This window comes from Acidimicrobiales bacterium (assembly GCA_040219515.1).
Taxonomy (GTDB): domain Bacteria; phylum Actinomycetota; class Acidimicrobiia; order Acidimicrobiales; family Aldehydirespiratoraceae; genus JAJRXC01.
Genome location: JAVJSI010000013.1, coordinates 86073 through 98988 on the forward strand (window position 1 = coordinate 86073; position 12916 = coordinate 98988).

The 12916-nt window shown below is 67.5% G+C and carries 12 protein-coding genes; 5 read left to right on the plus strand and 7 right to left on the minus strand.

Annotated features, from left to right (window positions below; genetic code table 11):
- Window positions 1-11 precede the first annotated feature (11 nt).
- Together RIB98_12800 and RIB98_12805 are read left to right on the plus strand one after the other, a co-directional pair.
- The gene (locus RIB98_12800) at window positions 12-836 is read left to right on the plus strand and encodes a hypothetical protein (GenBank protein MEQ8841851.1); all 825 of its coding nucleotides are present in this window, start codon (window positions 12-14) and stop codon (window positions 834-836) included.
- Window positions 837-878: 42 nt separating this feature from the next.
- The gene (locus RIB98_12805) at window positions 879-1775 is read left to right on the plus strand and encodes a hypothetical protein (protein MEQ8841852.1); all 897 of its coding nucleotides are present in this window, start codon (window positions 879-881) and stop codon (window positions 1773-1775) included.
- Here the strand turns inward: RIB98_12805 and RIB98_12810 are convergent.
- Window positions 1768-2679 carry an LLM class F420-dependent oxidoreductase gene (locus RIB98_12810; protein ID MEQ8841853.1) on the minus strand — a complete coding sequence of 304 codons (912 nt, stop codon included), beginning with the start codon at window positions 2677-2679 and terminating at the stop codon, window positions 1768-1770. The genes RIB98_12805 and RIB98_12810 overlap by 8 nt on opposite strands.
- Entirely contained in the window at window positions 2676-4022 is a 1347-nt protein-coding gene (locus RIB98_12815) for an FGGY-family carbohydrate kinase (protein MEQ8841854.1), read from the minus strand. Before RIB98_12815 ends, RIB98_12810 begins: the two co-directional genes overlap by 4 nt.
- 40 nt (window positions 4023-4062) lie before the next feature.
- On the opposite strand from RIB98_12815, the gene RIB98_12820 reads away from it, so the two are divergent.
- The 3 genes from RIB98_12820 to RIB98_12830 are packed head-to-tail and all read left to right on the plus strand — an operon-like array spanning window position 4063 to window position 6570.
- Entirely contained in the window at window positions 4063-5034 is a 972-nt protein-coding gene (locus RIB98_12820) for an NAD(P)-dependent oxidoreductase (protein ID MEQ8841855.1), read from the plus strand.
- Entirely contained in the window at window positions 5031-5696 is a 666-nt protein-coding gene (locus RIB98_12825; GenBank protein ID MEQ8841856.1) for a class II aldolase/adducin family protein, read from the plus strand. The genes RIB98_12820 and RIB98_12825 overlap by 4 nt, the downstream gene beginning before the upstream one ends.
- 10 nt (window positions 5697-5706) lie before the next feature.
- A complete protein-coding gene (locus tag RIB98_12830; protein ID MEQ8841857.1) occupies window positions 5707-6570 on the plus strand; it encodes an enoyl-CoA hydratase in 864 nt (287 codons plus the stop codon).
- Between the two features lie 32 nt (window positions 6571-6602).
- Here RIB98_12830 and RIB98_12835 read toward each other — a convergent pair whose 3' ends face one another.
- From RIB98_12835 to RIB98_12855, 5 genes are read right to left on the minus strand one after another with little or no spacing between them, the layout of a single operon-like run.
- On the minus strand, window positions 6603-7817 hold the full coding sequence (locus RIB98_12835; protein MEQ8841858.1) for a cytochrome P450: 1215 nt from the start codon (window positions 7815-7817) through the stop codon (window positions 6603-6605).
- 11 nt (window positions 7818-7828) lie between these two features.
- Window positions 7829-8557 (minus strand): ABC transporter ATP-binding protein, encoded by a 729-nt coding sequence (locus RIB98_12840; GenBank protein ID MEQ8841859.1) that lies wholly within the window; start codon window positions 8555-8557, stop codon window positions 7829-7831.
- Window positions 8554-9324 carry an ABC transporter ATP-binding protein gene (locus RIB98_12845; protein MEQ8841860.1) on the minus strand — a complete coding sequence of 257 codons (771 nt, stop codon included), beginning with the start codon at window positions 9322-9324 and terminating at the stop codon, window positions 8554-8556. Before RIB98_12845 ends, RIB98_12840 begins: the two co-directional genes overlap by 4 nt.
- On the minus strand, window positions 9321-11408 hold the full coding sequence (locus RIB98_12850) for an ABC transporter permease (GenBank protein MEQ8841861.1): 2088 nt from the start codon (window positions 11406-11408) through the stop codon (window positions 9321-9323). Before RIB98_12850 ends, RIB98_12845 begins: the two co-directional genes overlap by 4 nt.
- 31 nt (window positions 11409-11439) lie before the next feature.
- Complete coding sequence (locus RIB98_12855) at window positions 11440-12888, minus strand: ABC transporter substrate-binding protein (GenBank protein MEQ8841862.1); 1449 nt, start codon at window positions 12886-12888, stop codon at window positions 11440-11442.
- Window positions 12889-12916 lie beyond the last annotated feature (28 nt).

Here is a 12916-nt window from a genome sequence, read left to right on the forward strand (position 1 = left end):
GGGTGCCGCGCATGCTTCCCCGACTGGCCGGTCTACTCGTGGTCGTGCTGCTGGCGTCGGCCTGCGGCGGATCCGACGATCAGCCCGCCGACGCACCGTCCGTTGCGGACCCGACCATGTCCTCGGCGGCGGCGTCGATCATCGCCGATCTGGACTACTGCGAGGTGGCCGTGGCGGAGAACTCCCGGGCCGGTGCATTCGACGTCGCCACCGCGAGCCCGCAGGAGACCGCAGAGTTCTACCGGTCCATGACCGCACTCGCCGATCGGGCCGACGTGGTCGCACCCGAGACGATCGTGGACGACCTCGCCGTGCAGCGCCGCGCGCTCGCCGCCACCGTGGCAGCGCTCGAGGCGGTCGACTGGAATCTCGCCGACGTGGGCGTCGAGCTCGCCCTCATCTACGAGGACCCGGAGTATCTCGATGCCGACGCCCGGCTCGAGGAACACGCGGCAACCGAGTGCGGTATCGGTGCCGCCGATGCCGTGCCGGCGCGGTTCGAGGCCTATTGCGCGGTCGCCACCGAGGTCGCCGGACGCAGTGAGGTGTCGACCGGGGCGTCGCCCGACGAGGCCCGGACGCACTACGAGACGCTGGTCGCCGATCTGGATCGTCTCGAGGCATCGGCCCCCGAGGAGATCGTCGACTCGGTCGTCCTCGTGGCCGACCGTTTCGACGAGGTCGCCCGCCTGCTCGAACGCGCCGCGTGGGACCTCGGAACCGGGCTCGCATCGGTCGAGGCATGGGCCGCGGATCCGGCGGTCTCCGACCCGATGAACGAGGCGATCGCGGTGATCGAGACGTTCGACACCGACGTGTGTGGCCTGGCCTCCTGAGTGACCACGTCGTGGGCATGACCAGGTGTACCGTTGTCGGTCATGAGTGAACTCCACACCTCCCGCCGACTGCGGATCTTCCCGCTTCTCGCCATCCTCCTCGCTGTCTCACTGGTCGCCGCCGCATGTGGTGACGACGGTGATTCGGCCGACCCCGACACCACGGTCCCCGCCGACGAGGGCACGGAAACCGATGCCGATGACGCGGACACCACCGATGACACCGCCGGCGACGACGACACGGGCGACGACAGCGGCGAGATGTCGGGCGACGCCGACTCGACCTACTGCGAGCTGAGCACGGCCCAGAACGCCATCGACGCCGAGTTCAACCCCTTCGACGTCGACGCAGCCGGCATGGAGGCCTACTTCGTCGACAACCGCGACCGTCTGGCCGAGGCCGTGGACGTGGCGCCGTCCGAGATCCGCGACGACCTCCAGGCGATCCTCACCGCCTTCGACGAGCAGTTCATTCCCACCCTCGCCGCGGCCGACTGGGACTTCTTCGCGGTCAGCGACGAGTTGGAGGCGATCTCGGAGAACGCCGCGCTCGACGAGGCACAGATGCGACTCGAGGCCTACGACGCCGATGTCTGCGGTATCGGGGGCGGCGTCTTCGACGGCGTCGACGAGACCGGCGCCGGCGCCGCCGACGACGCGCTCGAGGACGCCCTGGGCGAGTTCCTCGGTACCCCGGAAGGTCTAGAGACAGTCCTCGAATCCGAGTTCGGGCGCGACGCGTTCATCGCCGGGATGACGGCCGACGGTCGTCTGACCACGGAACAAGCCGAGTGCATGCTCACCGCTCTCGACATCGACATGCTCCTGGCCTTCGGCGCGCTCGTTCAGCAGGGCGCCGACGCAACGTCGAGTGACGACCTCGCCGCGTTGGGCTCTGCCCTCGACGGCTGTGGCATCAGCGCCGATCAGTTCAGCTGACGGCGATCACGTCGCGTCCGTAGCGCTCCAGCGCCTCGACCGCGTGGTCGATCGAGTCGCCGGGCACGTTCACGCCGCACCAGTTCATGCCGAGGGCGGCGAGTTCGTCGAGTGCCGAGAGGTGCTGATCGGCGTTGAAGTCATCGTCGCCGGGCGCGCCGCCCGCGTCGGTCCCGAAGCTGATGTCGATCGCGGCCCGGTCTCGACCGGCTTCGTCGACATGGCGCCAGAGGTAGTCGAGCATGCCGGCGAGGTCGTCGACGGTCTCGAGCGCCGGCGTCTTCGCCGTGGCCGCGAGCGTGCGGGGCGCGGGGAACGGCACCCAGCCGTCGGCCGAGGTGGCGACCCGGCGACGGGACAGCTTGCTGTTGCCGCCGATCCAGATCGGTACATGGCCCGGTTGGGGGTTGACCGTCTGCCCGAAGGCGGTGAAGTCGCTGCCCTCGTAGGCGAAGTCGTCCTCGGTCCACACGCCGCGGAGCACGTCGATCGCCTCGTCGAAGATGACATTGCGCTGGTCGAAATCCACGCCGACGGCCTTGTACTCGCCCTTGAGGTAGCCGGTGCCGACGGCCAACGTGAACCGGCCGTCGGAGAGCGCGTCGATGGTCGCAACCGCCTTCGCGACGATGAACGGGTTTCGGTAGGGGAGCACGACGATGTTCGGGATCAGGCGGATCCGCTCGGTGACCGCGGCGACGAATGCCAGCGCCGCGAAGGGGTCGAGCGCGTCATGGCCGCCGCCCTCGAGCCAGCGGGTGGTCGGCGCGGGATGGTCGGTGAACCCGACACCCGAGAACCCGGCGTTCTCCGCGGCGGTGGCGAAACGCACGAGGCCGTCCTTGCGGAGGAACTCGGGGTTGTACGGGTGGGTGACCAGCGGGTAGGTGACGGAGTACTTCACTGATCGACAGCCTCTCGGAATCGGATGTAGCGGGTCGTTGCCGCGTCGACATGATCTGCCCGTGGTTCTACACGGTGACTCGTGCGCCGCCATGATCGGCTCGGCATCGGGTCCGCCTGGAGACCGGCGGTGAGGCGACTGGTGAAGGCGGCGCCGAGTGCGGCGCCCTCGGGCTGTGCGGTCACGTCGACGGGGAGTCCGGTGCCGTCGGCGAGTGCCTGCATCCAGGCGGAAGAGCGAGTGCCGCCGCCGGCGGCCACGATCCGTGTCGGTGTCGCCGCCGAGGCAGTGAGCTCGGCCGCGGCCAGGTCGAGGTGATGGCGGACGACGAACGCCGCGGCGTCGTAGGCCGCGGCCAGGGTGGCCGCCGCATCGTGGCCCACCCGTAGATCGAGGAGCTGGGCGCGACGACCGGGGTCGTGGAAGGGCGTACGTTCGCCGCGGATGTAGGGGACCCACACCGGCCGCCGGTCGGGTGCGACGGCGAGGACATCGGCGGGGGAGGGGTCGCCGGTGAGCCGGCGGACATGATCGATGAAGAGGCCGCCGGCGTTGCTGGCACCGCCGATCGCGATGAGTCCCGGCACCGAGTAGGGGATCGTCCACAGGCCGTCGACCTCGATCCATTCGGTGGTGAGCGCCCACGGGATCAACGTCGTGCCGCAGATCACCATCACATCGCCGGATTCGGTGGCGTCGGCCACGGTCTGCTCGGCCAGCGCGTCGATCGTCCCGCCGGAGACGGCCACGCCGTTCCGGTCGCCGATCGCAGTGGTGCCCGGGATGAACGCCGGGAGTCGCTCGTCGGTGAGACCGAGTTCGGCGATCAGCTCGGGGTCCCACCCCGAGCCGGTGAAGAGCGGTGCCATCGTCATGGCGGTCGAGGTGTCGATCGCGCCGACGCCGCAAAGGGCATGGTTGGCCACGGCCTGGGCGGGCCACAGCGCGGCGACCCCCGGGGCCGCGGAGAGTGCCCGGCAGAAGCCGACGACCTCGCCCTCCACGCCGCCGCCCCCGGTGTCGGGTTGCTCACTTCGGCCACGATGGTCGCCGTAGAGCAGGCCGGGAGTGACGGGGTGACCCCGGTCGTCCACGCCGCACAGCGACGGCACCATGGCCGACACCGTGACGGCGGCGACGTCGCGGTTCTCGCCCACCGCATCCCACGCGGCGAGGACGCCGTCGATCCACGCGGTGGACGCGTCGTGTTCGAAGGTGTCGGCATCCGGCGCGTGGAGGTCGTGGGGGATCCGCGTGCGGGCGACGATGGTTCCGTCGGCGGCAGCGGCGACCGCCTTCACCGACGTCGTGCCGATATCGATGCCGACCGTGAGTTCACCCATGGATTCCCTCTTTCCCCGGGACAAAACTAACGTCTGCGTCATGTCCCGGCCCATTGCTCTCGTCACGGCCCCGCTGCGCGGGCCGGCGTTCGACGAGCTGTGCGAGATCGCCGATGTCGAGTTCGACCCGTGGATCGAGCATCGGCCGATCAAGCTCCACGGTCCCGACGACCTCGCGGCGCGGCTCGCCGAGTCGGGGGCGACGATCCTGATCTGCGAGGCCGACTTCTGCAGCGGCCCGGTCTTCGACCTCCCGCTGATGTTGATCGGGTCCACTCGGGGCGACCCGAACAATGTCGATCTGGCGGGCGCGACGGCGGCGGGGATCCCCGTGCTCCACACGCCCGGCCGCAACGCCGATGCCGTCGCCGAGATGACGGTGGCCATGCTCATGGCCCTCACCCGCCACGTGGTGCCCGGGCACCACGACATGACCCACGGCACCGTCTACGGCGAGACACTTCCCTACCAGCGCTATCGGGCCTGGCAGATCGCCGGCCGCACCGCCGGACTCGTCGGGCTCGGTGCCGTGGGCCGGGCGACCAGGTGGCGCCTCGAGGGTCTCGGCATGCGCGTCATCACGAGTGACCCCTTCGCCGACGACGCAACCCACGATCTCGATGACCTGCTCGCGGAGGCCGACGTCGTGTCGATGCACGCCGCGGTCACGCCTGACACCACGGCGATGATGAACGCCGAACGGTTCGCCCGCATGAAGCCCGGCGCGGTCTACCTCAACTCGGCGCGGGCCGCTCTGCACGACACGGACGCGCTGCTCGGCGCGCTGGACTCGGGGCACCTCGGCGGTGCGGCCCTCGACCATGTCGACGGCGAGACGCTGCCGCAGGGGCACCCGTTGCTCGGCCGCTCCAATGTGGTGCTCACCCCGCACATCGGCGGAGCGACCTTCGACGTCGAGTCCCGCCAGAGCGAGATGATCGTGGCCGACGTGAAGGCGATCCTCGCCGGCGAACGACCGACCCACTGTACGAATCCGGAGGTACTCGGATGACCAATGTCCGGCAGGCCGTGGTCGACACGGCGCTCAAGATGTTCCACACCGGCCTCGTGGTGGGTACGGCAGGCAACGTCTCGGGCCGACTCGTCGACGGCTCGGTGGCGATGACACCGTCGTCGGTGCCCTACGACGACATCGTGGTGTCGGGGCTGGCGATCGTCGACCTCGACGGCGAGATCGTGGAGGGCTCCGCACGGCCGTCGAGCGAGAAGGCGATGCACCTGCGCTGCTACCAGACGTTCCCCGAGATCGGTGGCGTCGTGCACTGTCACCCTGCGCACGCCTCGATGTTCGCCATCGCCCGCAAGGCCATCCCGGCCTGCATCGAAGAAGTGATCGTCTACGTCGGGGGCGACGTGCCGGTGGCCGCCTACCGCACCACCGGATCCGAGGAGCTGGCTGACGAGGTCGTCTGCCATCTCGGTGATCGTGGTGCGGTGCTGATGGCCAACCACGGACTTCTGTGCGTGGGGAAGTCGCCGGAGGATGCACTCCACACCGCGGCGGTGGTCGAACACACGGCCAGAATCGTCGCCGGCGCGGAACAACTCGGCGGCGTGGTGCCGTTGCCCGAGGAGATCATCACGAATTTCACCAACATCTATGGCTTGATACGTGGCGGCTGGCAACCGCCGCATCTGGCCGCAGCGTCCTGAGGAGGACCCAATGCCCAATCCCGTCGACATGAGCGACCTCGGCCACACCAGCTACGCGGTCGACGGCCCGGTTGCGATCGTCACGATCGACCGCGCCGACAAGGCCAACGCCGTGAACCAACAGACCCTCGACGAGATGGACGCCTGTTTCACCGCAGCCGCGGACGACCCCGACGTGCGCGTCATCGTGCTGCGCGCCGACGGCAAGCACTTCTCATCGGGCCACGACATGAGTGGCAGCGACGACGCGATCGGCGAGAACGCCGATCCCGAGAAGGCCAAGCAGTCCAGCCAGCTCGACTGGGAGGAGCGCGGCCTCCAGGCCATCTACGAGTGGGAGCGGGTGCACTATCTCGGCTACAGCCGCAAGTGGCGCGACATTCCGAAGCCGACCATCGCCGCGGTGCAGGGCGCCTGTATCGCCGGTGGCCTGATGCTCTGTTGGCCGATGGACCTGATCATCGCCGCCGACAATGCCCACTTCTCCGACCCGGTGCTGCGGATGGGCATCGGTGGCGTCGAGTACCACGGCCACACCTGGGAGGTGGGCCCCCGCAAGGCCAAGGAGATGCTCTTCACGGCTCGCCGGTTCGGGGCGGAGGAGGCCGAGAAGCTGGGGATGGTGAACAGGGTCGTGCCCCTCGACGAGCTCATGGACCAGACGATGGAGCTCGCTCGCGAGATCGCCGAGATGCATCCGTTCGCCCTCACCCAGGCCAAGCGCATCGTCAACCAGACCCAGGACATCCAGGGCTTCTACACCGCGCTGCAGTCCGGCTTCGACATGCACACCGTCGGCCACGGCAACGCCTTGAGCGTCAACGGGTATCCCGTCCTCATGAATCTCAGCGAGATGAAGAAGCAGAACAACTGACGAAACGCCGGTGACGCGGGGCGAGCTCGCAGTCAGGAAGTCGAGAAGGGGACGGAGCGGTAACCGGCGACGTTGCTCATCTGGACGCGCTCGCAGCGCGCCTCATCGATCGAGTAGTTCGGCCAGCGCCGGCGGATCTCGTCGATTGCGACCACACACTCCATGCGGGCGAGCGCGGCACCGAGGCAGGTGTGGATGCCGTGGCCGAGGCTGATGGCGAGCCGTTGCTCGCGGTCGATGTCGAACACCGTGGCGTCGGGGCCGAACTCGCGCTCGTCGTGGTTGGCCGCGCCGGTGACGATGAAGACGGGTTTGCCGGCTTCGACGGTGACCCCGTGCCACTCGGTCTCGTTGACGCTGAGGCGGCCCTGGTATTGCGAGGGTGCCCAGTAACGCAGCACCTCTTCGACCGCGCCGGCCGTCTTCGACGGATCCGCCTTCAGCTTGTCCCACTCGCGGGGGTTGCGATGGAACAGCACCCCCGCGTTCGCGACCGCCTTGGTGACTGTTTCACTGCCGGCGGCACCGAGGAGCGAGATGAACCCGGCGATGTCCTCGTCGGTCAGCGCCGCCACCTCGCCCGTCTCGGTCTCGACCTCGGCCTCGATGAGCGTGGACGTGAGGTCATCGCCGAGATGGGATCGCTTGTCGGAGACGAACTCGATGAAGTACACCGCCTGGTTGATCGCCGCTTCGGCCTGGGCTGCACTGCCCAACGCCTCGCCCTCCTCGCGGTGCAACATCGCGTCGGTCTGGTGGCGGATCATCTGCCAGTCGGCTTCGGGTACCCCGAGAATCGCGCAGATCACCTCGACGGGAAACGGACCCGAGAAGTCCTTCACGAGATCGAACTCATCGGCGTCCACGAGTGGCTCGAGATACTTGCGGATCTGCTGGCGGACGAGTCGGTCGTAGCGTTCCATCGCCCGAGGCGTGAACGAGCGGGACACCAGCTTGCGATACCTCGTGTGCTGCGGAGGGTCCATCATGATCAACGAGTTGAAACTGTCGTCATGATCGGGGTTGGTGAGTTGCTCGTAGGTCAGCCCGTGGGTCGAGGTGAAGTTCGCGGTGTCGCGATGCACGGCGACACAGTCGTCGAAGCGGCTGAAGGCGTAGAAGTCGTATCGCTCGCTGTGGAAGCAGGGAGCGTCGGCACGCAACGAGGCGTACATCGCGGTGGGATCGTCGAAGTACTCACGACTGAACGGGTCGAACTCGACGGTGTTCGCTGGTGGCTTGGTCACGGAGTGTCTCCCTAGTGGTCCGTACTCCCGGTTTCGAAGAGGTGGCTGACCACGATCTCGGCGGCGCCCGCGGCGGGACCTTCCCAGCCGATGCGGCCATGCTGGAGCAGCGCGATGTGGTCGCAGAGCGCGAGGGCGTGCTGGACGTGCTGCTCGATGATCAACAGGGCGGTGCCAGAACCCCGGATGCCGGCGAGTGTCTCGTAGACCTCGTCGATGATGATGGGGGCGAGGCCGAGCGAGAGTTCGTCGGCGATCAGCAGACGGGGTTGTTCGACCAGCACTCGAGCGAGCGACAACATGCGCTGCTCACCGCCGGACAGGGTGCCGGCCACCTGCTTGTGGCGCTCCCCGAGCCTGGGGAACAGCTCGTAGGCCCGGGCGAGTGCCTCGCCGACCCGGGCCCGACCGAGCGCTCGCCGAAACGAGAGCTCGAGATTCTCCTGCACCGTGAAGGACGCGAAGACGGAGCGACCCTCGGGCGCGTGCGCGATGCCGGCGCGGGCGAACTCGTAGGTCTTGGCGTCGGTCATGTCGACACCGTCGACGAACACCGAGCCCGACGACGCGCTCACCAACCCGGAGGCGACTCGGGCCAGGGTGGTCTTGCCGACGCCGTTGGGGCCGAGAATACCCACCGCGCTGCCCCGTTCGATTGCCAGCGAGATGCCGAAGAGTGCGCGGAACGGTCCGTAGGCCGCCTCGACGTCGCGCAGTTCGAGAATCGGCGAGGTCGTCATCCCTCGACCTCCAGCGTGCCGAGGTAGGCCTCGCGGACGGCGCGGTGTTGCAGGGTCTCCGTGGTCGGACCTTCCGCGATCAGGCTGCCGAAGTCGAGGACATAGGCCCGATCGGTGAAGCCGGAAACGAGTTCGACGTCGTGCTCCACCAGGAGGATCGAGAACCCCTTCTCGGCCTGGACCGAGCGGAGCGTGGCGGCCAATGCGGCCGTCTCCTCACGATCGAGGCCCGACGACGGCTCGTCGAGGAGGAGGAGTCTGGGCTCGGTCATGAGCGCTCGGCCGACCTCGACGAGTCGGCCCTGCCCGAGACTCATCGCTTCGATCGGTTCGTCGCCGAGTCCGTCGAGTCCGAGCAGCGCGAGCACCTGATCGCAGCGATCGATCTCGGCCGTCGTCGGTCGACCCATGCCGAGCAGGTCCTTCCAGAACGCACCGGAGCCGTTGTGGATCCGTTCGGCGATGAGGAGGTGTTCGCGCACCGTCGAGTCGGTGAAGAGTTCGATGCGCTGGAACGTGCGGCCGATTCCGGCGCGTGCCCGCCGGTTGACCGGAAGCTTTCCGATGTCGCGGCCGAGGAAGCGGACTGTGCCCTCGTCGGGTGTCAGGATCCCCAGGAGGCAGTTGAAGAACGTGGTCTTGCCCGCGCCGTTCGGTCCGATGAGACCGATTCGCTCACCCTCCATCACGTCGATGCTGACGCGGTCGAGGGCCCGAACGCCCGAAAACGTTTTCGAGATTCCGCGGGCTTCGAGGATGGCGGTCATGAAGATGCCTCGGCCAGGTTTGCGTTCTCCGCCGCTCGTTCTGCATCACGGGCGTGGTACCGCTCGTTGCGTTTTCGGGTGGCTCGCCGTTTACCGAATTCGAGCATTCCCTCGGGGTGGCGGGCGAACTGGATTGCGGTCAAGCCGAAGAGGACGAAACGCCACTTGGCCGAGATGGGGAAGAAGCCGGGCAACCGTTCCTCGGCACGCAGGATCCACGCGAACAGCGAACCCTCGAGAATCAGCGGTCCGAACAAGGCGAATGCAGCCCCTGCTTGGGCAGAACCTTCGACGGTCCGGGCGCTGAGCGAGACCACGAGCACCAGCCAGAAGAGGGCGGCGACGGGCGAGAAGTTCTGCGCGTAGTTCACGTTCTGCTGGTGCATCGACAGCATTGCGCCGCCGAGACCGGCGATGAAGGCCGAGACCGCGAACGCGATGATCCGCGCTCGGGCCGGGGAGATGCCGATGGACTCGGCGGCGACTTCGCTGCCTCGCAGTGCCCGCAACGTGCGGCCGATCGTTCCCTCGCGCAGCTGGATCACGGCGAGGGAGGTGATCACGAAAACGGCGATGGCGAGCGCGAGAAATGCTCGGTCGGAGGCGCCGAAGTCCCACGGCCCGAGGACCGGGCGGGGAACCTGGGCCCCGGACAGCAGCGCGGTGGAACCGCCACCGACCCACGAGAATTTCACCATCACCGCGTCGAAGAAGAATGCGAAGGCGAGCGTGGCGATCGCCAGCCAGACGCCACCGAGTCGCAGCACCGGCAGCGAGAGCAATGCGCCGACGAGCGCGGCGATCGCCGCACCGATGATCGCGGCGAGGAGCACCGACATCTCGTAGCGATCGGCCATCTGGAACACGGTGAACCCGCCGATCGCTCCGAAGGCGCCTTGACACAGCGAGATCTGGCCGGCGAGGCCCGTGATGACCGTGATCGAGAGATAGATCGTGGCCAGGATCACGGCCTGGGTGATGAGGAACACCCATCGCTGATCGGCCTGGGTGAAGGCGAGCCAGCCGACGAACGAGAGGAACACGATCGAGAACAGTCGGGTCTGGAGGGTGAGAAGCGGGTGGCGTGTCGAGGCGGCGAGCGCCGGTGGTGGCGGATCGACGCCGGCGAGTGGATCCGCGGCGTCGATCGAACGACGGATCGCCGGCCAGAAGACGAGAACCGCGAACAGGACGACGAATGGCAGCGATGGCGTGAGGTTGTCCTTGAACGGCTCGAGCCACGTGTAGTCGTCGGCCCACCGGGGCAGGAAGGTGTTGAACACCGCGATGAACCAGCCGAGGGCCATCCCGCCGATCAGGGCACGGGGCAGGCTCACGAGTCGACCGAGCGCGGCGGCAGCCATGGCGACGACCACGAGCGTGAAGAAATCGGCGCTGATGAGGGTGTTGAGCCGAGGAGCGATGAGCACCCCGGCCATTCCCGCGAACATGCTCGAGATCGCCCACGCGAGGGCCGAGACCCGATCGGCCGGTATTCCGGCCAGCTCGGTCATACGCGGACTCTCGACGACCGCGCGCATCGAGAGTCCGGCGGAGGTGAACCTGAACACCGCGCCGAGCAGGATCATGCCGACGACGGCGATGATGATCTGGGCGAGTTCGTCCCGGCTGAAGGGATAGACACCGAACGGGTCGTAGAACACCGAAGCGCCGTCGGGAACGATGCCGGTGGGTGTACGTCCGGCGACGGGTTTGTAGCTGGCGACGAGCTCGAACAGCGCCGGTAGTGCCACGCTCAGGCCGATGGCGACCACGAGTTTCGACACGGCCGATGCGGTGCGCAGGTTTCGAAAAATCAGGCGTTCGAGGACGAGTCCGATGGCCGGGGCGAGCACGAAGACCGAGAGAATCAGCGCGGGCACGATGCCCCACTCCCAGTCCTGACGGGCCTTGAAGAACATCGCCGCCGAGATGTAGGCCTGCGCACCGAAGGCCAGGTTGAACACCCCCGACGTCTTGTAGGTCAGGACGAAGCCCAGGCCGATCAGCGCGTAGACGGTACCCGGCGGCGTGCCCTGGAGCAGGGCGCGCAGCAGGTCTTCACCGAACGAAGCAAGGATCACAGCGCGCGTCTCGTGAGTCGGGTCGTGTCAGTCAGTCGAACGTCGTTTGCACGGGTTCCTGCCACGATCGGTCTTCCTGGGGCCAGCACAGCCACGGCTGGTCGGTGATCGTCTGGAAGGCCCCGCCCTCCATCTGCACGATGCTGAAGCACTCCTGCGCAGCGCCGTGCGTCACCCGGTCATCCGGGGTCGGCGTCTCGTGCTGGCGGGACCAGTCGATCGGTGCGAGCAGCCCGCCATAGGTGTAGGCGGTGAACTCCGTGTTGATCGCCGACACAATCGATTCACGGTCGAACTCGGGTCCGGCGGCGATCAGCCCGTCGACGAACAGCGTTGCGTTCATCCAACCGATCATCGTCTGCTCGGCGGTCGGGCCACCCTGCTGGTCGACCCATTCGTTGTAGAGCTGGATCGGCGGAAGGTCGGTGAACTCGAACGGCACGAACTGCGGCGACACGAAATCGCCGTCGAAGAGATCGCCCGCCTCGGCGACGAACTCCGCGTTGTAGGTGTTCGGGTGTTGCAACGTAATCTGGTCACGCACGTTCTGCCGCTCGAGCTCTTGGGCGATGGTCTTCATTCCGTTGAGATCGAGACACGACGCTACGAAGTCGACGCCGAGCTCGATCCACTCCGAGACCTGGGGGGCGATGCCGTTGGGGAGTCCGAACTCGAGACCGTCGTAGGTCTTGGCCAAAGAGATGCCGAGATCGTCGCTGTACTGCTCGATCGCGTTGGCGTTGTTGAGCGCGCACGTCTGGGACTCGGGGGAGATCCCGTAGCCGAGCGACACCGCGGTGGACGCACCGGCCAACTGCATCTGGTAAGGCACCGCACGGCCGGTGCAGTCGCCGCAGAGCACACCGAAATGCGGGTACAAGGTCTCCCGGCCGTTGTTGACCGGTGACTGGATCCCCCAGTTGAACAACGGAACTCCGGCATCGGCGAGATCGCCGTAGCCCGTCGGGTTGAGGGTGGCGCCGAAGGTCACGAGCGTGTCGTCGTTGGCGATGATCTCGACGGCTTTCGCCTGGTTCTGTGCGAGCTCGTCGTCGAGCACGTCGGCGACGACGAGCTGGCGGCCGAACACTCCGCCGAGCGAGTTCTGGTAGTCGAAGTAAGCCTGGATACCGGTGAGATAGCAGTCGAGGATGCAGGTACCGAGAGGGTTGTTCTCGCGCAATCCGAGCACGGCGACGGCGATCTCGTCATCGCTCACGCCGGGCACGCCCTCGAGGGCGACGAAGGTGTCGCGGTCGGCGGCATCCTCAGGAGCACTGTCGTCGGGAGCACTGTCGTCGGGCGCGCTGTCGTCGGGGGCACTGTCGTCGGGCGGGGTCGTGTCGTCGGACTCGGCTGCCGTCGTCGTGGTCGAGTCATCGGTCGACGCCGAGTCGTCGTCGCCGCTGTTGCCGCAGGCGGCCGCCAGGAGCGAGAGCGACAGGAGTGCCGCGCTGATTCCGTGCAGTCGTCGATGCATCTTTCCCCCAAGGAAGTGATCGAGCCGG

Bases quoted from the DNA above. Each gene is read 5' to 3' on its own strand.
- RIB98_12805 (MEQ8841852.1), top strand. From the start codon at position 879: ATGAGTGAACTCCACACCTCCCGCCGACTGCGGATCTTCCCGCTTCTC.
- RIB98_12845 (MEQ8841860.1), bottom strand. From the start codon at position 9,324: ATGACCGCCATCCTCGAAGCCCGCGGAATCTCGAAAACGTTTTCGGGC.
- RIB98_12825 (MEQ8841856.1), top strand. From the start codon at position 5,031: ATGACCAATGTCCGGCAGGCCGTGGTCGACACGGCGCTCAAGATGTTC.
- RIB98_12840 (MEQ8841859.1), bottom strand. From the start codon at position 8,557: ATGACGACCTCGCCGATTCTCGAACTGCGCGACGTCGAGGCGGCCTAC.
- RIB98_12830 (MEQ8841857.1), top strand. From the start codon at position 5,707: ATGCCCAATCCCGTCGACATGAGCGACCTCGGCCACACCAGCTACGCG.
- RIB98_12800 (MEQ8841851.1), top strand. From the start codon at position 12: ATGCTTCCCCGACTGGCCGGTCTACTCGTGGTCGTGCTGCTGGCGTCG.
- RIB98_12855 (MEQ8841862.1), bottom strand. From the start codon at position 12,888: ATGCATCGACGACTGCACGGAATCAGCGCGGCACTCCTGTCGCTCTCG.
- RIB98_12820 (MEQ8841855.1), top strand. From the start codon at position 4,063: ATGTCCCGGCCCATTGCTCTCGTCACGGCCCCGCTGCGCGGGCCGGCG.
- RIB98_12815 (MEQ8841854.1), bottom strand. From the start codon at position 4,022: ATGGGTGAACTCACGGTCGGCATCGATATCGGCACGACGTCGGTGAAG.